This is a genomic window from Streptomyces sp. enrichment culture (assembly GCF_964273255.1).
Taxonomy (GTDB): Bacteria; Actinomycetota; Actinomycetes; order Streptomycetales; family Streptomycetaceae; genus Streptomyces.
Window position 1 is genome coordinate 1578497 of the sequence record NZ_OZ186835.1, and the last position, 24144, is coordinate 1602640.

The 24144-nt window shown below is 71.7% G+C and carries 21 protein-coding genes and 1 riboswitch; of the genes, 7 read left to right on the plus strand and 14 right to left on the minus strand.

The features are described 5' to 3' along the window. Window positions 1-130: 130 nt before the first annotated feature. The gene (locus tag ACSU53_RS06795) at window positions 131-643 is read right to left on the minus strand and encodes a GNAT family N-acetyltransferase (RefSeq protein WP_437025571.1); all 513 of its coding nucleotides are present in this window, start codon (window positions 641-643) and stop codon (window positions 131-133) included. Between the two features lie 319 nt (window positions 644-962). Continuing rightward, window positions 963-2438, minus strand: coding sequence for an AMP-binding protein (locus ACSU53_RS06800; RefSeq protein ID WP_437025573.1), 1476 nt, complete (start codon window positions 2436-2438; stop codon window positions 963-965). Between the two features lie 186 nt (window positions 2439-2624). Between ACSU53_RS06800 and ACSU53_RS06805 the strand changes: the two genes are divergently transcribed. Further along, on the plus strand, window positions 2625-3842 hold the full coding sequence (locus ACSU53_RS06805; protein WP_437025575.1) for a PucR family transcriptional regulator: 1218 nt from the start codon (window positions 2625-2627) through the stop codon (window positions 3840-3842). 113 nt (window positions 3843-3955) lie between these two features. On the opposite strand, the gene ACSU53_RS06810 is transcribed toward ACSU53_RS06805, so the two are convergent. The 3 genes from ACSU53_RS06810 to ACSU53_RS06820 are packed head-to-tail and all read right to left on the minus strand — an operon-like array spanning window position 3956 to window position 6301. After that, window positions 3956-4984 carry a MerR family transcriptional regulator gene (locus tag ACSU53_RS06810; RefSeq protein ID WP_437025577.1) on the minus strand — a complete coding sequence of 343 codons (1029 nt, stop codon included), beginning with the start codon at window positions 4982-4984 and terminating at the stop codon, window positions 3956-3958. Then, window positions 4971-5759, minus strand: a complete 789-nt coding sequence (locus ACSU53_RS06815) for a HEAT repeat domain-containing protein (protein ID WP_437025579.1) — start codon at window positions 5757-5759, stop codon at window positions 4971-4973. Before ACSU53_RS06815 ends, ACSU53_RS06810 begins: the two co-directional genes overlap by 14 nt. Before the next feature lie 53 nt (window positions 5760-5812). After that, window positions 5813-6301: an ATP-binding protein gene (locus tag ACSU53_RS06820; RefSeq protein WP_437025581.1), complete on the minus strand. Its 489-nt coding sequence runs from the start codon at window positions 6299-6301 to the stop codon at window positions 5813-5815. 152 nt (window positions 6302-6453) lie between these two features. Here ACSU53_RS06820 and ACSU53_RS06825 point away from each other — a divergent pair, with 152 nt between their 5' ends. After that, a complete protein-coding gene (locus ACSU53_RS06825; protein WP_437025583.1) occupies window positions 6454-7323 on the plus strand; it encodes a helix-turn-helix domain-containing protein in 870 nt (289 codons plus the stop codon). Next, window positions 7320-7520, plus strand: a complete 201-nt coding sequence (locus ACSU53_RS06830; RefSeq protein ID WP_437025585.1) for a DUF397 domain-containing protein — start codon at window positions 7320-7322, stop codon at window positions 7518-7520. The genes ACSU53_RS06825 and ACSU53_RS06830 overlap by 4 nt, the downstream gene beginning before the upstream one ends. Before the next feature lie 152 nt (window positions 7521-7672). Here ACSU53_RS06830 and ACSU53_RS06835 read toward each other — a convergent pair whose 3' ends face one another. After that, a complete protein-coding gene (locus tag ACSU53_RS06835) occupies window positions 7673-7945 on the minus strand; it encodes a transcriptional regulator (protein WP_192232704.1) in 273 nt (90 codons plus the stop codon). Between the two features lie 169 nt (window positions 7946-8114). Beyond that, window positions 8115-8681 carry a GNAT family N-acetyltransferase gene (locus tag ACSU53_RS06840; protein ID WP_437025586.1) on the minus strand — a complete coding sequence of 189 codons (567 nt, stop codon included), beginning with the start codon at window positions 8679-8681 and terminating at the stop codon, window positions 8115-8117. A gap of 158 nt (window positions 8682-8839) precedes the next feature. Here ACSU53_RS06840 and ACSU53_RS06845 point away from each other — a divergent pair, with 158 nt between their 5' ends. Next, on the plus strand, window positions 8840-9481 hold the full coding sequence (locus ACSU53_RS06845; RefSeq protein WP_437025588.1) for an NADPH-dependent F420 reductase: 642 nt from the start codon (window positions 8840-8842) through the stop codon (window positions 9479-9481). A gap of 172 nt (window positions 9482-9653) precedes the next feature. On the opposite strand, the gene ACSU53_RS06850 is transcribed toward ACSU53_RS06845, so the two are convergent. From ACSU53_RS06850 to ACSU53_RS06860, 3 genes are all read right to left on the minus strand, one after another. After that, a complete protein-coding gene (locus ACSU53_RS06850) occupies window positions 9654-11285 on the minus strand; it encodes a DHA2 family efflux MFS transporter permease subunit (RefSeq protein WP_437025590.1) in 1632 nt (543 codons plus the stop codon). A 438-nt stretch (window positions 11286-11723) separates the two neighbouring features. Then, complete coding sequence (locus tag ACSU53_RS06855) at window positions 11724-12197, minus strand: MarR family winged helix-turn-helix transcriptional regulator (protein ID WP_437025592.1); 474 nt, start codon at window positions 12195-12197, stop codon at window positions 11724-11726. A 146-nt stretch (window positions 12198-12343) separates the two neighbouring features. Beyond that, window positions 12344-13531, minus strand: coding sequence for a spore photoproduct lyase family protein (locus ACSU53_RS06860; protein WP_437025594.1), 1188 nt, complete (start codon window positions 13529-13531; stop codon window positions 12344-12346). A gap of 354 nt (window positions 13532-13885) precedes the next feature. After that, a riboswitch (cobalamin riboswitch) is annotated at window positions 13886-14035 on the plus strand. Between the two features lie 193 nt (window positions 14036-14228). Between ACSU53_RS06860 and metE the strand changes: the two genes are divergently transcribed. Next, the gene (gene metE / locus ACSU53_RS06865) at window positions 14229-16547 is read left to right on the plus strand and encodes a 5-methyltetrahydropteroyltriglutamate--homocysteine S-methyltransferase (RefSeq protein WP_437025596.1); all 2319 of its coding nucleotides are present in this window, start codon (window positions 14229-14231) and stop codon (window positions 16545-16547) included. A gap of 179 nt (window positions 16548-16726) precedes the next feature. Beyond that, the gene (locus tag ACSU53_RS06870; protein WP_437025598.1) at window positions 16727-17050 is read left to right on the plus strand and encodes a DUF3253 domain-containing protein; all 324 of its coding nucleotides are present in this window, start codon (window positions 16727-16729) and stop codon (window positions 17048-17050) included. 211 nt (window positions 17051-17261) lie between these two features. Here the strand turns inward: ACSU53_RS06870 and ACSU53_RS06875 are convergent, their stop codons facing one another. Then, complete coding sequence (locus ACSU53_RS06875) at window positions 17262-18092, minus strand: SDR family NAD(P)-dependent oxidoreductase (RefSeq protein ID WP_437025600.1); 831 nt, start codon at window positions 18090-18092, stop codon at window positions 17262-17264. Between the two features lie 313 nt (window positions 18093-18405). Between ACSU53_RS06875 and ACSU53_RS06880 the strand changes: the two genes are divergently transcribed. Next, window positions 18406-20250: a thiamine pyrophosphate-requiring protein gene (locus tag ACSU53_RS06880; RefSeq protein ID WP_437025601.1), complete on the plus strand. Its 1845-nt coding sequence runs from the start codon at window positions 18406-18408 to the stop codon at window positions 20248-20250. Window positions 20251-20458: 208 nt separating this feature from the next. On the opposite strand, the gene ACSU53_RS06885 is transcribed toward ACSU53_RS06880, so the two are convergent. From ACSU53_RS06885 to ACSU53_RS06895, 3 genes are all read right to left on the minus strand, one after another. Continuing rightward, complete coding sequence (locus ACSU53_RS06885) at window positions 20459-21085, minus strand: hypothetical protein (RefSeq protein WP_437025603.1); 627 nt, start codon at window positions 21083-21085, stop codon at window positions 20459-20461. Window positions 21086-21162: 77 nt separating this feature from the next. Further along, a complete protein-coding gene (locus ACSU53_RS06890) occupies window positions 21163-23508 on the minus strand; it encodes a hypothetical protein (protein ID WP_437025605.1) in 2346 nt (781 codons plus the stop codon). Between the two features lie 16 nt (window positions 23509-23524). Further along, on the minus strand, window positions 23525-23938 hold the full coding sequence (locus ACSU53_RS06895) for a hypothetical protein (protein WP_437025607.1): 414 nt from the start codon (window positions 23936-23938) through the stop codon (window positions 23525-23527). Window positions 23939-24144: the final 206 nt, after the last annotated feature.

The following is a 24144-nucleotide window of genomic DNA, read 5'->3' on the forward strand; positions in this document are numbered from 1 at the left end:
AGCCGCGAGCCGCATCGTCCGAGCCGCGCCGTGCGAGCCACCCCGGCCCCACGCCCCCGAGGGGCACGCCCCCTGGGGTCGGGGCGGGCGGACGGCACCGGGCCCGTCGCCCGGTGCCGTCCGCACCCGTTCACGGCACTCGCGCGTCGGGGTGCTCCGGCAGGGCGAGCCAGTCCGACCAGGAGATGTCGCGGCCGAGGAAGCGCGGCTGCTGGAACGGCCAGTCGGCGGCGATCCACTGCGGCACCAGCGCGTCGAGGGCCTGCTCGACCTCGCTGCCCACCAGGTCGTCCACCACCCACCAGGAGATCTCGCCGTCCGCGCCGGCCCTCTCCGGCGGGTCGATGTAGACACACCCGAGCAGGGCCGTCTCCGCCGCGTCGAACAGCGCGTAGTTGAAGGACTGGTGCGCGGCGATCTCCTGCTCGTGGCGCACCAGGTCGGCCCGGTCGGCCTCGTAGGTCATGGTGGCCGCGGGCCAGCCCCAGGCCGGGCCGAAGATGGTCCACAGCCGCTCACGCGAACCCATCACGGCCGGATAGTCGAGCGGGGTGTCCGCCTCCCGGATCGGCCGCAGATGATGACCACCGCCCGGCAGCGGTACCTGGACGGGGTGGACGAAGTCCTCGGGAAGCCAGCTCATGGCGCCCGACCGTAACAGCGCACGGTCGCCCGCTCCCTCGATTTTCTCCCGCCCACCGCCGGGTCCGATCCCATGCCGGACCGGGCCGGGTCCAATCCCATGCCGGGCCGGGCCGGGCCCAATCCCATGCCGGGCCGGGCCGGGCCCATGATCACCCGATCAGGGCTCCTGTCCGATCGACGGCCGTCATGATCGGCACGGCGGCGAGACCTCGGAGCCTGAGGCTCGATGGCCCGATGGCCCGGTGACCCCGGTGGTCCGGTGGCCCGGTGGCCCGGTAGCCCGGTGGCCCCGGGGAATTGCGCACGCGACGCAGCCACTACCGGTCCCCCGTCCGCCCCAGCAGGGTGACGAACCCGTCCGGACCGCGCACCGCGCGGCACCCCGTGCGCAGCCAGCCGCCCGCCCGGCGGCCCTGGTCGTCGCCGATCTGCGGTCCGTGCAGCAGCAGTTCACCGGCGTGGCCCGGCAGCGCCTCCACGCCCGCGAACCCCTCGACGGCGATCCGGGCCCGGGTGCGCGGCAGGGCCACTCCCGCCGTCCCCGGGCGGGCGCCGTCGGTGAGCGGGTTGGCCAGGGCGACGCCCGCGGCGGCGGTGGGCCCGTACGCCTCCACGACGCGGGCGCCCACCGCCGCCCGTAACCGCTCGCCGGTGGTGACGTCCAGCGGAGCCGTGACGATGGTGCGCACCGCGGCCAGCGCCTGCCGTTCCCGGGCGGAGCACGCCAGGAGCCGGCCCAGTGCGGCGGGCGGGGCCACCAGCACGGTGGGCGTGTGCCGGCGCGCCGCCCGCAGCACGCCCGACGGGTCGCCGCCGGGCGCCAGCACCGTGCGGAACCCGGCCAGCAGGGCCGCCGTCACCAGGACGATCCCCCGGGCGTCGGACAGCGGGACCAGGGAGAGCAGACGGGGCCGGCGCGGCAACGGGCCGGTGTGCCACGCCACGATCTGGTGGGCCGCCGCCACGATCGCGCGGTGCGGCAGTGAGATCCGGGTGCCGTCCCGCCGGTGCACGACGACGGCGACGTCGTCGGGTTCGGGCCCGCCGGACCAGTCCCAGTCCCGTACCGGGTCCGGCCGCGAGCCGCCCGCCCGCCGGTCGAGGTCCCGGTAGGACACGATGTCCACCGGCCCGCGCCGCGCCGGGACGGCCCGCGGGCCGACGCCGGTGTGCACCGGCCTCGAACTCGTGCGCTGGGCGGGGATGTTCGGGACGGTCGCGGCGGGCCGGACGGCCGCGGCCGGTTCCGCGACCGGCTCCCCCGCGACCGGCTTCCCCGCTTCCTCCCGCCCCCCGGTCCGGGAGGAAGCGCCCGCCCTCCTGCCCTCCGCGGCGACCGGGACGGTCACCACGGCGCGCAGGAGCGCGCGGTCCGCGCGAGCGGCCACCTCGGACAGCCGGTCCTCCGGGACGGCGGCCACCGCCGCGTGCGCCAGGGCCCGCCCGGGATCACGAATGCTCCCGGGTACGACGACCACGCCGAGCCGCCACGCGGCGTGGCACAGCACCACCGCCTCCGGGCAGTCCGGCAGCAGCAGCGCCAGGTGGTCGCCGCGCCGCAGGCCCAGCCGGGACAGTGCCGGGGCGAGTCGTGCGGCCGTCCGGCGCAGCGCGCGGAAGCCGGTACGGTGCCCCCGGGCGGCCAGGGCCGTGCGTCCCCCGTACCTGCGGGCCGCGCCGTCGAGCAGGTCGGGCAGCGTCTCCCGGGGCACGGGCAGGGACCACGGGACGCCGTGCGGGTAGAAGCCCACGCCGGGTTCCTCGGCGGGCCGTCGCTCGAACAGATCCGTCATGCCGGGATGGTGGCCCATGGCACGCTGTGCCCACTTGTGTGCGGACGCGCAGGGACGAACCGTATCGTTGTCACTTGCATAACAAGCATCGCTGCCGGATCTGTCGGACACCGACGGGCCCGGGGACTTACTCCCCGGTAAGGTCACGGGGCCCGCCTTTGATGTCCCTGACACCGAGGGAGCCCCATGGACGACGCCCGCACCAGGATCCCGCACGGACCGGATCACGCCCGCACCACGGACCTCCCGGCTGAACTCCAGGACCACCTGCGGCCATTCCTCCGTGAGATCACCGAGGACGTCGTACAGGCCATCCGCACCGAGATCCCCGAGTACGCCCGGCCGACGGACGAGACGTACATGCACGTGGTCAACCGGGGCGTCGAACAGGCCCTGGAGGGCTTCCTGTCCCGCCTGTCCGGCTCGGGGGCCGACTGGGACGACGTCAGGGCCACGTACCGGCGCATCGGGCAGGGCGAGGCCGACGAGGGGCGCAGCCTCGACTCCTTCCAGGCGGCGCTGCGGCTCGGCGCGCGGGTGACCTGGCGCCGGGTGAGCGAACTCGTCGACGTCCACCGGCTGCCGCCGCAGGAACTCATCGCGTTCGGCGAAACCATGTTCCTGCACCTGGACGAGATGGCGGCCGCCACCACCAGCGGCTACACCGAGGCCCGGTTGCACGCCGCCGGCGAACTCCAGCAGCGGCGCAGCCGGTTGATCGACCTGCTGACCGGTGACGCGGCCGTCTCCCCCGAGGCGGTCGCCGAGCTCGCCCGCACCGCGCAGTGGCCGCTCCCCCGGGACATCGCCGTCGTCGTCACGGAGCACACCGGGGAGCCCGACACCGTCAACCGCATCGTGCCGCCGGAGTTCCTCGCCCGGCTCGACGGCCGGCCGGGCGTTCTCGTGGTGCCGGACCCGGAGGGACCGGGCCGCGAACGGGCCGTCGCCGGGGTCTTACGCGGCCTGCGGGGCGCGCTCGGCCCCACCGTCCCGCTCGACGCGGGCGCCCGCTCGCTGCGCTGGGCCCGCGACGCGCTCGACCTCGCGCAGCGCGGCATCCTGCCCGGCAGCGGCCTCGTCCGGTGCGCCGACCACCTGACCACCCTGCTGCTGTTCCGCGACGAGGAGTTGGTCGACGAACTCGCCCGGCAGCGCCTCGCCCCGCTCGACGCCGTGCGCTCCCCGCAGCGTGAACGGCTCGCCGAGACGCTGCTGTGCTGGCTCAGCTGTGCCCGCAACGCCAGCGAGGTCGCCCAGCGCCTCGCCGTGCACGCGCAGACGGTGCGCTACCGGCTGCGCCAGCTGGAGGAGGTGTTCGGCGAGGAACTGCGCGACCCCGCCGCCCAGTTCGAGATGCAGATCGCGCTGCGCGCCCGCGAACTGCGCCGCTCGGCGGACTGAACGGCGCACGCCCCGAGGTCGGTCGGCGGACTGAGCCGCGCACGCCCCCGAGGTCGGCCGGCGGACTGAGCCTCCCTCCTGCGGGCTGAGCCTCACCCGGCGGGGCGGGCGGCTCACTCCCCGGTGGACCGCTCGTCGAGCACCGTCACGAAGGCCGAGGCGACCAGGGCGACGGCGGGATCGTCGTCCCGGGTCAGGTCCCGGAGGACCTCCCGCACGCCGTCCCCCGGCAGCTCGACCAGCGCCTGGACCAGACGGATCCGGGCCGCGGACCGGGCTGTGGGGGCGGCGAGTTCTGCGGTCAGCGCGGTGGTGATCCGGTCCGCGCAGCCGGGGTCCCGGGACAGTGACGCCAGGGCCTCGGCCGCCTCCACGTCGTGGTCTCCCGCGACCACCATGGCGACCAGCACCGGGACGGCGTCCCCGGCGCCGCGCCGCCCGAGCGCCAGCGCCGCGTGCCCGCGCACCGTCGCGTCCTCGTCCCCGAGCGCGTCCGTCAGCGCCGCGGAGGCCCCTGGCGCGTCCGCCCCCAGCTCGACGACCGCCCGCACCGCCCGACGCCGGACGGCCGCGTCGTCCGAGTCCAGGCCGGCGGCCAGCGACGCCACCGCCCCGCCGTCGTCGGCCGACCGGGCGAGCGCCCAACGCAGGGCGCCCGCCACGTGCGGATCAGACTCCGCGAGGACCGCCTCGGCCAGCAGCTCGGTGGCGCCGTCAGCACCACCGGCCGGGCCGAGCACCGTCTGCTGCCTGCGCGCCGCGCTGGGCGACCCGAGGCCCTGCATCAGGGCGACGACGCGCAGCACGTCCTGCCAGTCACCGGGCTCCGCCGCGTCGATCGCGCGCAGCCTGTCGAGCAGCTCGCGCTCCCGCTCCAGCCGGTCCTCCGTCCACCGGATCAGATCACCGACCAGCGCGGACGGGGTGAAGTCAGGATCCTCGAGCGCCCGCCCGATCTGCTGGAGCGAGAGCCCGAGGGACCGCAGGCTCTGCACGTGGAAGATCCGGCGCACGTCCTCGGCGGAGTACTCCCGGTACCCGCCGACGGTCCGGCCGGTCGGCCGCACCAGCCCGAGGGCGTCGTAGTGGCGCAGCATCCGGGTGCTCACCCCGGAGTGCCGCGCCACCTCACCGATCAGCATGCGGCGCCCCCTCGGAAGCGGCGGCCCCGGCTGTCCCGCCCCCGTGGTCCCCGACGGGCCGCGCGGTCGCGGCGGCCACCTCCGCGGCGGCGAGCCGTTCCGGTCCGAGGGCGACGACCCGCTTCGCCTCCTCGACGGCTGCGTCGAACCCGGCCTCCGGGTCCCGGCGCAGCAGCTCGGTGGCCGCGGCGTGGGTGGCCACCTCCGGGTCGGGGTCCGCCGCCGCCTTCTCCAGAGCGGGCGAAACCGCGTCCCCCAGGTCCACGAGGGCCCGGCTCAGGCTCAGCCGAACGGTCCGGTCGCCCCGCCCGAGCTGCTCCGCGAGCACGTCGCCCAGGCGGGCCCTCTCCTCCTCGTCCCCGGGCACGAGAGCCACCGCCGTCCGCCACGCGGTGCGCGCCACCTCGTCGTCGGCGTCGTGCAGCAGCGGGCGCCTGATCCAGGCGTACGCACGACGGTCACCGATCTTGGACAGCGTGTGAAGCGCCTGGCTCCGGGCCTGGGCGCGCCCGGAGTCCAGCTCCGTGCGCAGCCGGGACAGGGTGAGGTCCGCCGGGAGGCGGATCAGCGCCCAGGTCAGCATGTCCCGCACGAAGAAGTCCGGCTCGACCGCGCACCGCTCGACAAGCGTCTCCAGCAGGGCGGGGTCCGGCGCCGAACCGGCCGCCATCGCCGCCTGGAGCCGCACCGACGACGTCTCGGCACTCAGGGCGGCGGCCACTCGGGTCTGCTGCGGGGTTCCGTTGGTCGGGTTGATCGAAACCACCTCCTGCACCCAGGGGACACCTTGTCACGATGTCAGGGTCAAGCCCGGGCCGCGCCCTCTCCTCACCCGGTGGCCGGTAGCGCGTACTCCGCCCACACCGTCTTGCCCGGGCCGTCGCACCGCGGATACCAGCCCCAGCGGGCGGCCAGCCCCGCCACCAGCAGCAACCCCCGGCCGCCGGCGTCCTCCGCCCCCGGCGCCCGCACCTGTGCCGGTTCGGGCGGGGTCCGGTCGCCCCGCGTGTCGGTGACGTCGATGCGCACCGTGCGGGGGCATGCCGTCACCTCCAGGCGGAGGTGGAAGTCCCGGCCGCCCACACGACCGTGCCGTACGGCATTCGCGGCCAGCTCGCCGACGACCACCACGATCTCCTCGTGCGGTCCGGTCCCGTAGGGGACACCCCAGGCGTCCAGCCGGTGCGCGGCCAGCCGGCGGGCCAGGCGCGCACCGCGCGGGGTGGAGGTGAAGCGCATCTCGAAGGCGCGGCCCGACGCATCGGCCTCGACCGCGGACCGGACGGTGCCGACGGCACCCGGGAGGTGATTCGTCACGCCCTCCACGGTCCCGTCGGCCGCACGGCGTGACCAGCGGCGACCCGACGACGCGGTCCGTTGTACGCGCACCACCTCCCCCCGTACGTGGCGCGGTGCGTGACGGGACCGGGCGGCAAGCCGTTGGGCACGGGAGGCGACAGGGGGCACCGATGACCGAGGGCACGAAGCCGGGGGGCGAGTCCGTCATGACGGACGACACGGACGGGGCGGCGGCCGACACGACCGGGCAGGCCGTCGTCGTCGCGTTCGGGCGGACACTGAAGACCCTGCGCCTGAGAGCGGGCCTGGAACGCGAGGAGTTCGGACGCCGCATCGGCTATTCCGCGTCCACCGTCGCGTCCTACGAACAGGGCCGCCGCATCCCGTCACCGAGGACCATCGAGCGGGCCGACGAGGTACTGGACGCGGGCGGCCTGCTGACGGTGTGGAAGGAGCAGGTGGAACGGGCCCAGTATCCGGTGTTCTTCCAGGGGATGGCGAGCCTGGAGAAGGTGGCCATCGAGCTGCTGGCTTACGACACGCTCGTGGTCAAGGGCCTCCTCCAGACCGAGGCCTACATGAGAGCCGTACTGGCCATGCGGCGGCCGCCGCTGGATCAGGAGACCATTGAGCAGCGGGTCGCTGCACGCCTCGCCCGCCAGGACATCTTCGACCGGCCGTCCGCGCCGTTGCTGAGCTTCGTCATGGACGAGTCGGTGCTGCGGCGCCCACTGGGCGGAACCGGCGTGCTGCGGGAGCAGTTGGAGCACTTGCTCGTCGTGGGTCGGAAACGCAACGTCGAGATCCAGATTGCTCCGCTCCACTGCGAGGAGAGCGCGGGTGTGGACGGTCCGTTCACGGTCGTCACGCGTGACGACGGCAGGAAGTTCGCGTACACGGAGGCCCAGGGAACCAGCACTCTCCAGACCGACCCGCAGCAGACGGCGCTGGCCGCGGCCCGCTATGGGATTATCCGATCCCAGGCTCTCACCCCGAGAGAGTCCCTGGAGTTCATCGAGAGGCTGCTGGAAGACCTATGAACACCACCGAGTCCTCACCACCCATCACGCTCGTCCTCACCTGGCGCAAGAGCAGCTACAGCGGAGCAGAGGGTGGCGACTGCGTCGAGGTCGCCGCCGGTACGGGGTCGGTGCACATCCGGGACTCCAAGGCCATGACCGGTCCCGTCGTCACCGTGTCCCCCGAGGCCTGGGCGGACTTCGTCACCCACGCCTGACGCCGCCCCACCCCGCTCCGTCGAAGCGGGAGCCCTGCCCTCCACGTCGGACGGCAGGGCTCTTCGCTGTCCGGGGCACCTCCCGCCAGGTCGATCCAGTGGGTTGGGAGAGGCGGGGCACGGACGGTGAACCCGCTCGCCACCCGCCCTCGTCAGCTGCCGAGGTCCGACTGCACGACCTTGCGCAGCTCGTCGAGGTATGCCTCGAACCGCTCCCGCCCCGAAGGCGAGAGGCGGACTCTGGTGACGGCATGCCGTCGCTCGCGGAACTTGGCGATCTCCACGAGTCCCTCCTTCTCCAAGATCGCCAACTGACGCGAGAGTTCCGACGTCGACAGCTCCAACCCTTCTTGCAGCGCGGAGAAGTTGACCTGCTGTACGTGACGGAGCGCGCCCAGGATGGCCAGCCGGTTGGGTGAGTGCATCACCGTCGACAGTCGGGCGCGCGGTTGCGGTGACACGTCAACGCCTCCACCGCAGGACTAGGTAGTGACGTGACGTCATCGAGTCACGGCTCCCGGAACCATGGACCGGAGCAGGAGACAGGGCAGGGGCCAGTGCACGGGCCGGTGGTTGCACACCCCCGCGTCGTCCTCAACGGCACGGCATGCTCATGTACAGGGCCTGCTCGCCCTCCGACGCGGTGCCGTCGTACAGGGTCGTGTCCAGGCCGCAGAAGGTGAAGCCCATCCGTCGGTACGCGTGGATGGCGGGTGCGTTGATGTTGCTGACTTCCAGCCAGAGATGCCCGGCGCCCCGCTCACGGGCGAACTCCACCGCGAGCGCCATCAGGGCCCTGCCCACCCCGCGCCCTCGGTGCTCGGGGGCGACCTCGATGTCCTCGACGACCAGGCGGCGGTTCCAGCCGGAGTAGGAGACGGCGACGAAGCCGACCGGCGCACCGTCGGGCGTATGGGCGACGTAGGTACGGGAGTTGTCGTCGTCCGCGTCGGCCTCGCCGTCGCCGTCCTGGGCGTCGGCCGGGAACACCTTGGTGACGGGCGGGTCCACCGGGACCTCCCGCAGCGCGAACCCCTCCTCGGTGACGGTGACGCGGAAGACCCTGTCGGTGGTGAAGGAGCCGTCCAGCGCCCCGAGGGCCTCGGCATCCTCCGGGACAGCGGTTCGGCAGCGGTAGGCGGAGTCGTCGACGGTGCTCACGACACGACCGTACGGCCGACCGGACCACGGGGACCAAGGGGACCACGGCCCGGGCTCCCTCGGCCCACAGGCGGACGCGCACACCCGGAACAGTGGCACCGTCCGGATCGTGGTGTGAGGGTGGGAGGGAGGGGGGACCGTCTTCCGAGGAGCGCCCCATGAACGTCACCATCGTCGGCGCCGGCCACATGGGCCGCGGCATCGGTACCCGGGTCCTGGCCGGGGGGAACAGCCTCCGCCTGCACGACCGCACCAGGGCCAAGGCGGAGGAGCTGGCCACCGAGTTGCGCGAGGGCGCGTCCGGGGCGGACGTCTCGGCGGTCGACGCCGACCGTGCGGCCGACTCCGACGTCGTCGTCCTGGCCCTGCCGTATCCGGCCGGGCGCGACATCGCCGCGGCGTGGGCCGAGAACCTGGACGGCACGATCGTCGTCGACATCTCCAACCCCGTCGACTTCAGCACCTTCGACAAGCTGGTCGTACCCTCCGACACCTCCGCAGCGGAGCAGATCGCGGCCGCCGCCCCCAAGAGCCGGGTCGTCAAGGCGTTCAACACCACGTTCGCCGGTCCGCTCGCGGAGGGAGAGGTGGCCGGGCGGCCCCTGGACGTCTTCATCGCCGGGGACGACGACGCGGCCAGGCAGACCGTGGCCGATCTCGTGACCGGGGCCGGGCTCCGCCCGCTGGACGTGGGTCCGCTGCACTGGGCGCGCCAGTTGGAGGGGTTCCAGTTGCTGCACATGGCGTCCCAGGAACGGCTCGGCCTGAACTGGTCCAGCGCTCTGACGATCATGACGTGACGCGGCGCCCGCGTCCGCCCCGGACGGGCGGGAAGGCGTGAGACCGGTGATGCGGAGGCGTTGATCACCTCGCACCGCCGGTCTCCCGCGTACACGCGCCGGTCCGACACGTGCGCACCGCCGGCCTCCCGCAGGAGACCGGCGGTGCGCCGCCCGCGTCGCGCCCCGTCCCTCAGTGAGCGGCGACCGCCACCGCGCGCTCCGGGACGTCCTCCGCCGCAGTCCGCGCCTCCGCGGCACGGCTCTTGATCCCGGCGACCGCGACCACCGCACCGATCAGGCAGAGCACGCCGGTGACGGTGACGGCCGAGTGCAGGCCGTTGACGAAGGCCTGGCCGCTGCCCTCCACGACCGCCGCCCGAAGCGGTCCGGGCATGTCGGAGGTTACCGGCGCGATGCCCATCGCCACCGCGTCCTCCGCCTTCTGCAGGCCCTGCGCCACGGACGCGGGAACCCCGGCTCCGGTCAGCTCACCGAACAGCGACGAACCGGCCTTGCCGGCGATCACCGTCACCAGCACGGACGTGCCGAGCGCACCACCGACCTGGAGCGCCGTGGACTGCAGGCCGGAGGCCACTCCGCCGTCCCTGACCGGCACGTTGCCGATGATCGCGGCGGCGGTGGCGGGCAGCACGATGCCGACACCGAGCCCCATCGCGATGTACGACGGCCACATCGTCGCGTAGGACGAGTCGACGGTCCACGTCAGCATGCCGAACATGGCCGCGGCGGACAGGCACAGTCCCAGCGGGATCGTGGCCCGCGGCCCGAACCGCGCGGTCAGCTGGGAACCGATCGGGGAGGCGAACAGCGAGGCGATCGACATCGGCAGGGTGCTGATGCCGGCCTCGACCGGCGTGTAGCCGCGCACGTTCTGCAGGTACAGCATGATGAAGAAGATGCCGCCGAGCATCACGAAGAAGTTCAGCACCGTCATCACCGTGCCGGTGGTCAGTGAACGGTTGCGGAACAGCCGCATCGGCAGCAGCGGATGCGGCTGCCGGGTCTCGTACCAGCCGAAGGCGACGAGCAGCACCAGGCCGAGGGCGATGGACCCGAGGGTCCCGCCGGACATCCAGCCCCACGTCTCGCCCTTGACGATGCCGAAGACGAGCGCGAGCAGTCCCGCGGTGAGGAGGACGACACCGGCGATGTCGAAGCGCCCGCCGCCGTCCGCGTTCCTGGACTCCTTGAGCACCGCGATGCTGAACAGCAGCGCGACGAGGCCGATCGGCGCGTTGAGGTAGAAGACCCACGTCCAGTCGACGTGTTCGACGAGCAGGCCGCCGACGATGGGGCCGAGCGAGGTGGAGACGGCCGAGACCATGCCCCAGATGCCCACCGCGAGCGGGAATCGCCGCGGCGGGAAGACGGCCCGCAGGATGCCCAGGGTGTTGGGCATGAGGATGCCCCCGCACAGGCCCTGGAGGGCGCGGAAGGCGATGACACCCTCGATGCTGCCCGCCAGACCGATGGCGACGGAGGTGACGACGAAGCCGCCGACTCCGGCGAGGTAGTAGAAGCGCCGGCCGAACCGGTCGCCCAGCTTGCCGCCGAGGATCATCGAGGCCGCGAGTGCGAGCAGGTAGGAATTGGTGACCCACTGGAGCTCGGCCGTGGTCGCCCCGAGGTCCTTGCCGATCGCCGGGTTGGCGATGGCCACGACGGAGCCGTCGAGCTGCACCATGAGCAGGCCGAATGACACGGCGATCAGAGCGAGCCAGGGGTTGCCCCGGCGGCCGGCGGTCCTGCCGGTCTCGGACACCGGGCCCGGGGCCGTGTGGGCCGCGGAAGTGGACGTCATGAAGGAAGCCCGTTTCTTTCTCGGAAGGGGATACGCACCGCAGGACAGGCGACCGGTCGACCAGCAACCGGTCACCGGTATGCGGAGTGCGGGGTGCGGGGTGCGGTAACCAAAGGACGCGCGGCAGCACGGGGGCGCCCGGGATCAGGAAGGACCAGGGGAGTCCGGAGGTGGCCCCGGACTTCCCTGGATGCCCGCCCGAGGCTCACGCCCGCGTGAATCCGCACGTCCGTCCGGATTCACCCGGTCCCGGGGACGGGCCACGCGGCAGGCCCCGGGAGACGGAGGGGAAGGGGAGGGGTATGGAGGGAACGGAAGGGAGGAAGGGAGGCGGCGCCGACACGAGGCCGGCGGTGGTGAGCCGGACCGGACCTCGGCCCCTCGCGCCCGAGCCCTTCGTGCCTCGCCCCTCGTGCCCGCGCGCAGCGGGCCGGTCTGTCAGCCGGCTGCGGGGCGGAGACCGCGCGTGAGCGAGTTGAGCGCGCCGATGGCGGAGCCGAGCGCGTCCATCTCGCCCTCGGTCAGCGTGAGCAGCGCCTCACCGAGGTAGCCGCGCTCCAGGGCGGACACTTCGGCGATGCGCTGCCGGGAGGTCGCCGTGAGGTGGAGGCGGGCGATGCGCCGGTCGGCACCGTCCTGCCGCCGCTCCAGCTCTCCCCGCTCCGTGAGCTGGGAGACCAGGGCGCTGACGTTGTTCGGCTTCATCAGCAGTGCGGCCGCCGCCTCGCGCACCGTCGTGCCTTCGTGCTGGGCGACGTACCGCAGCAGCGCGAGCTGGCCCTCCTGCGGCTTCGGGTGGGCATAGCCGGCGGCGATCCGCCGGTCCAGTGCCCGGTGCAGGGCAGGCAGGCAGGCCGCGAGCTCGGAGGCGACGCGGTCGATGCGCTGTTCGGAGGCACTGCTGTCGGACACACCCGGGATATTAGGTATGACGACATACCTAAGTCAAGCGGTCCGCGCCGTCAGGCCGAGCGATCAGCGCCGGGGCCCCCGCCCCTCGCCCCCCCAGGGCACCATCCCTCGCCCCCGGAGCCGGGAAGCGACGCGACGCGGCACGCTCAGAACGCGTACCGCACGCGCAGCCAGGGCGCCCGGGCCGCGATCAGGTCCCGCAGTTCCGCCAGGGCCCGGCGCTTGACGTCGCGGGCGTAGCGGACGTTGAGGTCGCCGTTCTGCGAGCGCTTCGCCTCCTGCACCTCGGGCCGCCACAGCACCTCCTCGGCCTGCGGATGCCAGCCGAGGTTGACATCGTGCAGCGCCCGGTTGTGGGTGAGCATGATGACCTCGCAGGCCGCCTGCTCCTTCACACGGGCGGGCAGCACGTCGTCGAGGTGGGTGAGCAGGTCGGCCCAGTCCCGCTGCCAGCCCTCGCGCAGGACGACGGGCGAGAGGTTGAAGTGGACCTCGTAGCCCGCGTCGAGGAAGTCGGCCGCGGCGGCGATGCGCTCGGCGACCGGACTGGTGCGCAGATCCAGCAGCCGGGAGTCGTCGGCGGGCATGAGCGAGAAACGCACCCGGGTACGCCCCTGCGGGTCGAGAGCGAGCAGGTCGGGGTTGACGAACTTGGTCGCGAAGGACGCCTTCGCCGTCGGCAGGCTCCGGAACGCCGTGATCAGGTCGGCCGTGTTGTCGCAGATCAGGGCATCGACGGAACAGTCGCCGTTCTCACCGATGTCGTAGACCCACGCCTCAGGGTCGCACTGGTTGGGCTCGGGCTTCGGCCCCTGCGCCCGTACGTGGCGCCGGATGTGCGCCACGATCGCCTCGATGTTGGTGAACAAGGTGATGGGGTTGGCGTACCCCTTGCGCCGTGGGACGTAGCAGTACGCGCAGGCCATGGCGCAGCCGTTGGAGGGGCCGGGGGCGATCCAGTCGGCGGACCGGCCGTTGGGCCGGGTCGTGAGCGACTGCTTCACCCCGAGGACCAGCGTCTCGGTCTTGACCCGTACCCAGCGGGAGACGTTGCCGTCGTTGCCGTGCAGGGAGGGGATGCGCCAGTGGCCGGGCACCTCGGTGACACGGACCCCCGGGAGCCCGGCGACGATCCGGGCACCACGCGGGGAGTCCAGGGCGGCCGGCTCCGCGTAGATCTCCCGGATGTCCAGCATCCGGCGCGCCCGGTCACTGTCCCGGAACGACGGCCGGGACGGCTGCGTCGACGCCGGTTCCGGTGCCGCGTCGGCCCACCCGAACAGGGTCTGCTGCTCGGGCTCCCCGGGGGCGGGCCCTCGCCTCGGGTGCTCCATGTGCGTGTACCTCTCGTCGTCCCGCGCTGCCCCCCTTTCACCCCCGCCGCGTGCCGGTCCGGGGGCGTGTGCCCCCGGGTGACGTGTCTCGGGTGACATGTCCCGGGTGACGTGCACACGAGAAGCTCGGTACGGAGGAGGCGGAAGGTTCCAGTATCCACCTTTTCGCGTCGGATCCCCCCGCCGTCTGCCCAGGCCTCGGCCCCGGCTCCGGTCTCCGTCCCGGTCCCGGTACACGGACAGTCCGGCGCCGGGAAGCCCATACCCCGTAGGCTGGCGGGTGCAGCTGGTTCGCCCCGTCCTCCCCCATAGCCCTAAAGGCATGGGGGACCCCCACGGCGGGCGCGTCGCAAGAGGGAACCCGGTGGGAATCCGGGACTGCCCCGCAGCGGTGAGCGGGAACGACCGCCGTCACACGCACTGGGTCCGACGTACCGGACCCGGGAAGCGACGGCCAGTAGGTGTCCTCCGGCACGGAGGACGGGCCCGCGAGTCCGAAGACCTGCCACCTGCCCGCGCCCGGACCACTCCGTGCGCGGACATCCCGGTGACCTCGAGGGCGGGTCGGCGACCACATCGGACGGAGCGGACGTTCCCGCAGCCACCGGAACGCATGCGTCCGGTCCGGTGCACCGTCCCCTTCGCGTCCTCCCCCGTCCCCGGGATCTCAGGGATTCATCTCGCGAAGGAGATCTCCGTGACAGCGAAGTCCGCAGCCGCGGCAGCACGGGCCACCGTGTACGGCTACCCCCGTCAGGGACAGCACCGTGAACTGAAGAAGGCGATCGAGGGCTACTGGAAGGGCCGCGTCGACGCGTCCCGGCTCCGTTCCGTCGCCGCCGACCTGCGCGCCGCCCACTGGCGGCAGCTCGCCGAGGCGGGCATCGACGAGGTGCCGACCGGCGACTTCTCGTACTACGACCACGTGCTCGACACCTCCGTCATGGTCGGCGCCGTCCCGGAACGCCATCGCGACGCCGTCGCGGCCGATGCCCTGGACGGCTACTTCGCCATGGCCCGTGGCACCCAGGAGGTCGCTCCCCTGGAGATGACCAAGTGGTTCGACACCAACTACCACTACCTGGTCCCCGAACTGGGCCCCGGCACCCTCTTCACCGCCGACGCCTCCCAGCAGGTCGCCGAGCTCAAGGAGGCCCTGGCGCTGTCCCTGACCGCCCGCCCGGTCCTGGTCGGCCCGGTCACCTACCTGCTGCTGGCCAAGCCGGCCCCCGGCGCCCCCGCCGACTTCGAACCGCTCACCCTCCTGGACCGGCTGCTGCCCGTGTACGCGGCAGTCCTGGCCGACCTGCGCGCGGCCGGCGCCGACTGGGTCCAGCTGGACGAACCGGCCTTCGTCCAGGACCGCACCCCGGCCGAACTCGCCGCCCTGGAGCGCGCCTACCGCGAACTCGGCGCCCTCACCGACCGCCCCAAGCTGCTCGTCGCCTCCTACTTCGACCGCCTCGGCGACGCCCTGCCCGTCCTCGCCAAGGCCCCCGTCGACGGCCTCGCCCTGGACTTCACCGGGTCCGCCGCGGCGAACCTGGACGCCCTCGCAGCCGTCGGCGGACTACCCGGCAAGCGCCTGGTCGCCGGCGTGGTCGACGGCCGCAACATCTGGATCAACGACCTCCAGAAGTCGCTGTCCACCCTCGGCACCCTTCTCGGACTCGCCGACCGCGTCGACGTCTCGGCCTCCTGCTCCCTGCTCCACGTTCCCCTGGACACCGGTGCCGAGCGCGACATCGACCCGCAGATCCTGCGCTGGCTCGCCTTCGCCCGGCAGAAGACGACCGAGATCGTCACCCTCGCCAAGGGCCTGGCCCGGGGCACCGGCACGATCGCCGCCGAACTCGCCGCCAATCGCGCCGATCTGGCCGCCCGCGCCGCCTCCCCGATCACCCGCGACCCGGCCGTCCGCGCCCGCACGGAGGCCGTGTCCGACACCGACACCCGCCGTTCCCAGCCGTACCCCGAACGGTCGGCCGTCCAGCGCGCCCACCTCGGCCTGCCGCTCCTGCCGACCACCACCATCGGTTCGTTCCCGCAGACCACCGAACTGCGTACCGCCCGCGCCGACCTGCGCGCCGGCCGTCTCGACACCGCCGGGTACGAGGAACGCGTCAAGACGGAGATCCAGGAGGTGATCTCCTTCCAGGAGAAGACCGGCCTGGACGTCCTCGTGCACGGCGAACCCGAACGCAACGACATGGTCCAGTACTTCGCGGAGCAGCTGACGGGCTACCTCGCCACCCAGCACGGCTGGGTCCAGTCCTACGGCACCCGCTACGTCCGCCCGCCGATCCTGGCCGGCGACATCTCCCGCCCCGAGCCCATGACGGTCCGCTGGACGACCTACGCCCAGTCCCTCACCGACAAGCCCGTCAAGGGCATGCTCACCGGCCCGGTCACCATGCTCGCCTGGTCCTTCGTCCGCGACGACCAGCCCCGCGCCGACACCGCCCGCCAGGTCTCCCTCGCCCTGCGCGACGAGGTCACCGACCTGGAGGCGGCCGGCACCACGGTCATCCAGGTCGACGAACCCGCCCTGCGCGAAACCCTCCCGCTGCGCGCCACCGACCGCCCCGCCTACCTGACCTGGGCCACGGAGGCCTTCCGCCTCACCACCTCCGGCGTCCGCCCGGACACCCAGATCCACACCCACATGTGCTACGCCGAGTTCGGCGACATCGTCCAGGCCATCGACGACCTCGACGCCGACGTCATCAGCCTGGAAGCCGCCCGCTCCCACATGCAGGTCGCCCGCGAACTCGCCGCGCACGGCTACCCGCGTGAGGCCGGCCCCGGCGTGTACGACATCCACTCCCCGCGCGTACCCGACGCGGACGAAGCCGCCGCGCTCCTCCGCACGGGCCTCGAGGCGATCCCGGCCGAACGCCTGTGGGTCAACCCCGACTGCGGCCTGAAGACCCGGGCGTGGCCGGAGACCCGGGCCTCCCTGGAGAACCTGGTGACCGCCGCGCGCACCCTCCGCGGTGAGCTGTCCGGCTCCTGACGACAGTGTCCCGTGGGCCGGGACGGCAACGGACCACCCCGGCCCACGGGACGACGACGGCGGGACCGCCCTTCGTGCAGCGGTAAGTCGTCGCCCCCCGGCCGACGGTCCTCGGCCACCGGTGGCGGCCGGCTCGCCGCACAACCCGCGCGCCCGGCGAACGGTGCCACACTGGAGAAATGGCAGATCCGGAGGACCGGGAAGAGGCCCGGGAGCGGGGCCAGGATCATGGCCGGGACCGAGACCGGGACCGGCGGCTGGAGCAGGTCATCATCGGCCTGCTGGACCAGCGTTCGGCGACCGCCTCGATCTGCCCGTCCGACGCCGCGCGCACGGCCTACGACGGTGACGACGACGGCTGGCGGGCGTTGATGGAACCCGTCCGCCGCGCCGCCTGGCGTCTGGTGTCGGCCGGCGAGGTCGAGGTGACCCAGGCGGGCCGGCCGGTCGCGGAGGAGTCCGCCCGCGGTCCCCTCCGCATCCGCCGCGCCGGGCGCCGGTAGCCGGACCGCGCCGAACACTTCCAGCGGCCCCGCGTGCGCATCCCGCCTCTCCGGGGACGGCACGCCGTCACGGCCGCACGGTCTGCCCCTCACCGCGGCTGCCGGACGGTGTCCGCACGAGCCGGGGAACGGCCCCCGGGTACCCGAAGCTCCGGCGGCCCGGCTGGGCGGACGACACGAACGCCCTCCCTGCGGCCCGGCTGGACGGACGTCACGGGGTGCGCCGTTCCTCGTCCTCCGTCCCCGCGGAGCCCGGCTCCGCCATGCGCCGGTGGGCCGCCGCCTTGAGCCCGTCGGGCAGCACCTTCCCGGCCAGCCCCTGGGCCTTCGCCTTCAACGACCCGGTGACGGCCTTCCTCTCACCCGTCATGATCGCCTCGAACGCCTGCGCGGCGACCTGTGCGGGATCGTCCTTCTTCATGGTGCCGATCCGGGTGTCGTCCGCCATGTCCGCCCGGTCGAAGAACTCGGTGTCGGTGGGGCCCGGCAGGAAGGAGGTGACGGTCACGCCGGTGTCCTTGACCTCCTCGGCCAACGCCTGGGCGAAGGACTGCACGAACGCCTTGGAGGCGTTGTAGACCGGCTGAAAGGATCCGGGCATCGCCGAGGCGACGGACGAGGTCAGGGCGAGCCGGCCCTCGCCACGGACCACCATGCCCCTGAGCAGCGGTTTGGCCAGCCGCACGGTGGCGGTGACGTTGAGGTCGATGACCTCCTGATCGTCGGCGAGATCGGTGTCCACGAAGGCGCCGCCCTGGCCCACCCCGGCGTTGAGGACGGCCACGTCGACGGTCAGGCCGTCGAGCGCGTCCAGGAGACGGAACCGTCCCTCGCCCGACCGGAGATCGGCACGCACCGCCCGGACCTCGGCCCCCGCCGTCGTCCTCACCTCCTCGGCCACGGACTCCAGCGCCTCGTCCTCGGCGTTCACCACGAGGTCGTACCCGTGCCGCGCGAACTCCCGGGCGAGCTCGCGACCGATTCCGCTGGACGCGCCGGTGATCAGAGCGAGGGGCCGGGTGTCCGGTCGTGTGTCCGTCATGGCGGACGGGTAACCGCCCCGACCCGTGCCAAGCATGGCAGCAGGCCCGCAAGGACCTCGCTCCGGTTCTCCGGCGGGGCCCGGGCGCCCGGCGGATGCCCGGGCCCCCGACGCTCCGCCGACGGGGCCGACGGGACCGACGGGCGTCCGCTCGGTCCGGGCAACGTGACGGGTGTCCGCTCGGTCCGGGCAACGTTTCGCTCGATTCCGCACGGGTTACCCGGACCGCTCGTGCCCCCGCGCGCCCCTGTCGTCACGCACGCTCCGAAGGCCGCGGGCGGCGTGGTCGTCGACGGGATCGGAACGGAGCTTCATGGCCAGCACCAAGGTGTCCGACTACATCCTCCAACGGCTCCGTGAGTGGGACGTCGACCATGTCTTCGCCTACGCGGGCGACGGCATCAACGGGCTGCTGGCGGCATGGGGGCGGGCGGACAACGACCCGAAGTTCGTCCAGGCCCGTCACGAGGAGATGGCCGCGTTCCAGGCCGTCGGCTACGCGAAGTTCTCCGGCAAGGTCGGGGTGTGCGCGGCCACCTCCGGCCCCGGAGCCATCCACCTGCTGAACGGGCTGTACGACGCCAAGCTGGACCACGTGCCGGTGGTGGCGCTGGTCGGGCAGACCGACCGCAGCGCCATGGGCGGCTCCTACCAGCAGGAAGTGGACCTCGCGAGTCTGTACAAGGACGTCGCCTCCGACTTCTGCGAGACGGTCACGGTCCCCGAGCAGCTGCCGAACGTGATCGACCGGGCGTTCCGCACCGCGTACGCGAAGCACACCGTCACCGCGATCATCCTCCCCGGTGACGTGCAGGAGCTGGACTACAGCCCGCCCACGCACGCGTTCAAGATGGTCCCCTCCAGCCTCGGCCTGGGCCGCTCCGCACCCGTGCCGGCCGACGAGGACCTCCAGCGGGCCGCCGACGTGCTGAACGCCGGGGAGCGGGTCGCGGTCCTGATCGGCCAGGGCGCCCGCGGCGCGCGCGAGGAGGTCGAGCGGCTGGCGGACGTGCTGGGTGCAGGAGTGGCCAAGGCCCTCCTCGGCAAGGACGCCCTGCCCGACGACCTGCCGTACGTGACCGGAGCCATCGGTCTGCTGGGCACCCGCCCCTCCTACGAGCTGATGCAGAAGTGCGACACCCTGCTGATGATCGGCTCCAGCTTCCCCTACACCCAGTTCATGCCGGAACTGGATCAGGCCAGGGCGGTGCAGATCGACATCGATCCGCACATGATCGGCCTGCGCTACCCGAACGAGGTCAACCTCGTCGGTGACGCCCGCGAGACCCTGCGCCGCCTGCTGCCGAAGCTGCACCGCAAGCAGGACCGCGCATGGCGGGACACGATCGAGAACAACGTGGCCCGCTGGTGGGAGGTCATGCAGCGCCGTGCCGCGGTCAGCGCCGACCCCGTCAACCCGGAGTACGTCGTCCACGCCCTGGACGGCAAGCTGCCCGACGACGCGATCCTCTCCGCCGACTCCGGGTCGGCCGCCAACTGGTACGCCCGCCACCTGCGGCTGCGCGGGCACATGCGCGGCTCCCTGTCCGGCACCCTGGCCTCCATGGGCCCCGGCGTGCCCTACGCCATCGGCGCGAAGTTCGCCCACCCGGACCGGCCCGCCATCGCCCTGGTCGGCGACGGCGCGATGCAGATGAACGGCATGATGGAACTGGTCACCGCCGCGAAGTACTACCGCGAGTGGTCCGACCCGCGGCTCGTCGTGGCGGTCCTGAACAACGGCGACCTCAACCAGGTCACCTGGGAGATGCGCGCCCTGTCCGGCGCCCCCCAGTTCGAGGAGTCCCAGCACATCCCCGACCTCCCCTACGCCGACATCGCCCGGCGCATCGGCCTGGACGGCGTGCGGGTGGAAAAGCCCAAGCAGGTCGAAGCCGCCTGGGACCGGGCCCTCGCCGCCGACCGGCCGTTCGTGATCGACTTCCGCACCGACCCGGCCGTCCCGCCGATCCCGCCGCACGCCTCACTGGACCAGATCGAGGCCGCGGCGGCCGCGATCCTCAAGGGCGACAGCGACCGCGGCTCGGTGCTGACACAGGGACTCAAGGCCAAGGTGCAGGAGATGCTGCCGGGCAGCCGCCACCGCCAGGACCGTCCGGGCGCGGGGCGGCACGACAGCTCCGAGAAGAACACCTGAAGAGGGCCCAGCCCGGAACCGTTACGCCGGCGCCCACCCCTGCCCTGCCCTGCCGTGAGGCATGCTCCCCGGGCTGACCCACCGGGACACTCCTCACGCCACGCCCGCACGACCGCTACAACACCGGAAAGCCTCCCGCCCGCTGGTCCGGCTCCGGGGAATTCCACGCAAGGTCGGTCGGGCCACCACTACCCGACCACGTCCCCGGTTATACGGGATCGAGCACAGGCTTCTCGGGAAGCCCGCCGTTCTTCTCACAGCGCAGTTCCTTGGCCATGGCTAGGGCGAAGGAATGAGCAACGGTCGCGTAGGCGTTCTTCAGCACTTTGGGGTCGCCTTCAGGCTCCGGGTACTTCGACCATTGCCATACGCTGATGCTGATGTAACCCGCTTCCGAGGAGTCAGACAATCTGTCGCTCTGGCACGCAAACTGCAAGTACGCATTGTCCGCCTGCGCCACAGTTCGCTCCCCCATATTCAGTACTGTGACGTCCGGATTAGGTGGATTAGACGGAGGGCCGTCGAGCAACCTCCAGCTGATCCTCATCACAAACTTCGGCACTTGTTTGGCCGTAAATATGCGACAGATGTCTTTTCTAGCAACGGACGGGGCGGGAAAAGCCTCGACCAGGTCCTCCGCCGCCCGCACAGGGGTACTTCCTTCCCCTGTCGCCTCGAACCTCGACGAACCCGTAATCACTTCGAGCGCCTTGGCCGCCTCGGCAGACACCGCCTCCCCGCCGCAAAGCTGAGTTCCTGCAACTTCCTTCACCTCCTGGTCCTCACCCCCTCCACAAGCCACGGTCCCCAAAAGCACCGAACCGAACACGACCATGGCCACAATGCTTCGGTTTACCGACCTACGGCTGATCAATGCCAGTATCCTCAATTAGCTCGCCTGCGCACTTGACCTCAATCGACTTCCGGACCATTACCCTGCTGCCTCTGTCGATCGTTGCCGACTCCATAACCGATCTGCACCGATTCGACCAGGTCCGCGCCGAACGTGCTCTCCTTAAGGTTCACACCGTTCCTCTGCAAGAACCATTCCACTGGGGCCTCGGCCATGCTCTCCCCGGCGGAGTAAATCCTCTTCTTTTCGATGTCGTTGAGGTCCTCCACCTTTTCCTTGTGCTCGTCCACAGACTTATCCGAGAAATTACCGACCAACTGACTGATAACCTGTTCCGCCGCGCCACTAGCAGTGTCGGTCGCCAGCGGAACAAGTACGGCGGCCGCGCCGACGGCCGCAGTCGCAGGCAAGAACGCCACCCCGGCCGCGAGGGCCGCAGTGGCTCCGAACTCGACCCAGCCCGCGCGTTGCGCGACCGCCTTCTCATAGTCCTCATGCGTCTTGAGGTACGTCGCCTCCACCTGGTCGGCCCGGGACTGGTCCAGCATTCCCTGCACCTCAGCCCCTACACGAGCGGCAGTCCTGGCGGAACCCTCCTTGATCCCCTCCGATCCCACGGTCCCCTCCAGGACGCTGCGGGTGTACACCTGTTCCGCGGTCGAGAGCGTCGCGTAGGCATCGGGATGCTGGCCCAGAGTGCTCAGGAAGCCTCGGACAATGCTCCGCCCGTCCCCGTCCTCGGCGTCCGCGAAGTCGATGCGCCCCTCCGGGTTTCCACCCGGCGCGAACACGCTGTCCCGATGGTTCTTGTCCAGCGCCCAGTTGATGTCGTCGATGTATCCGGCGCCCATGATGCCCAGGCTGTCGGACATCACCTCGTGCTGCTTCAGCAGAGCCGGGTCGGCGCCGTATTTCTCCATGACCCGCTGCATGATCGCTGCATTGTCTGCGTCCCGGACCACGTGAGGGTCCGGGACTCCGGCCGGGTAGCCGAGGGTCGCCGCCTCCAGGGCGTGACCCAAAGCGTCCGGCATGTGATCGAGTGACGCCTCTCGTTCCTTCACGTCCGGCGAGTTGACGTCGCCGAAGGACTCCCACTCCTCGTTCGCGAAGAAGTCGAGATAGTTCTCGATCTCCTCCCCGTCCTTGTTCTTGCCCAGGTCGGCTGTGGCGCCGCGGTTGACCGTGCCGTCCTCGTTGTAGGCCGTGGGAGTGTCCGTGAAGAACTTCTTCGCGGCGTCCGGACTGTTGCCGAGCGCCTCCAGCATGGCGGTAGTCGGGTCGTAACCGGCCCCGTTGACCCCTGAGGGGTTGAACGGATTCTTGTCGGGACCGCTCAGGATTCTGCTCCCGGAGAACAGCCGGGGATTCTTCTCGTGCAACTGCGCTACGTGTTCGGCGATCGGGTTGAGGAACTTCGCGTCATAGTTCCCGTACCGCATGATTCCGCCCAGCAGCTGGTACCCGAACGGGCGACCATGGTGGTACTGGTCCAACGAAATGCGCTCCGTGCCCAGCTTGCGCAGTTCCGGGCCCCACTTCTCGGTGAAGTCCTTGTCGTGGGAGGCAGTCGCCAGGTTGAGGCCGAGGTTTTTCTGGAGGTCCTGGACGTCCTTGAGGCGTTGCGGGTCGACCTCGCCGAAGTCGTGTGTGTCCGTCGCGAGCTGGCCGAAGAACGCCAGCGCCTTCTCCGGCCCCAGCCTGTTGTAGAAGAGCTGGGCGAACTCGGCGGACTTGCTGTTGTCCTTCAGCAGCTCGTTGAGTTGCTGAAGCTGCGCGTGCGTGAGGTCCCGGCCCTTGGACGCCAGGGCAACCGCGCGGGCGGCTTCCTCCTGGTCCAGCGTGGTGTACCTCGGAGCGCCGAAGTCCTTGCGGTCGGTGACGTTGGCCTCGAGGGTGTTCTTCAGGGTGACGTCTGTGTCGTTGCAGTTGTCGACGATGAGGTCGATCCGCTTCTGCCACTCCTCGACCGCCTGCCGCTCCTTGCGCAGAAGCTGGTCGTAGTCGGGTTCGTTCCGCGCTCCCTCGATCTCGGAGAGCGGTTCCCGTGGCGTCACCTTCCCCTTGCCGTCCACGCGAACGCCGGCCGCGGGCCCCTCGTCGTCGCGGATGGCGATCAGGTCGGCCCTGGCCTTCTTGATGGCCGCGTAGCCCTCGTTGAGGATCCGGTGCACGCCCTTGGCCTCGGCCACCGCGTCCGTGAACTCCTTGGCCGTCTTGCCGATGAACTCCTTGGTGACACCTGCGTTGACGCCCTGCCAGGCCGCCCGGTCCGCCTTCTTCTTCATCCCGTCGCGGGCGTCGGTGGCGAGCTTCTCCAGCTTCCCCGCCATCTCGGACCAGTCGTCGACGGCCGTCTTCAGCTTCACCAACGGGGCGTCGATGATGTCCTCGTACTTCAGCACGTCGCTCCCCCGAGCCTTACTTCATGTACTCGCTGAGCACCGAGATGCGCAGCAGTTCTCCTTCGACCTTCGCCTCGTCCTTGGCGTGCTGCGCCTTGCTGAAGTCAAGGTGGTTGGAGATCCGCGCGCAGGCGTCCAGCAGGGTCTTCAGGTGCGTCTGCCAGCGGTCGTGGACCTTCAGCACGGCCGAGCCGCTTTCGAAGTTGCCGTTGGTCAGCGCCGTGGCCGCGTCGAACGTGGCGGGACGGGCGATGTCGCCCTCCTTCGTCAGCCGGCCGAGCAGGTCGTAGGCGTCGTTGCCGATGGCGCCCAGGTCGTCCCGGTTGACCACCAGGTCGTAATCCCCGTCGGTCGCGCTGCTGTTGATCTGTGTCGTCGTGCGACGGGCAGCTGCCGCGCGCAGCTCTGCCCATTCCTGCTCGAACGTCATCACACCCCCGAAGTCCTCCAACCGGTCTCACGGACCGCTTCACGATACGCGGACGATCACCAGCCTGATCACCGGCCCTTGGCCCGCCCATCGACCGTGGACGGCAGCAACCGCGCCCGCGGGCCCGCTCAGGCACCGGCTCGACGGGACAGGTTCACTTTCACTCGGACGAGACCTGCCCGCACATGGTCCTTGACCCGGCACCG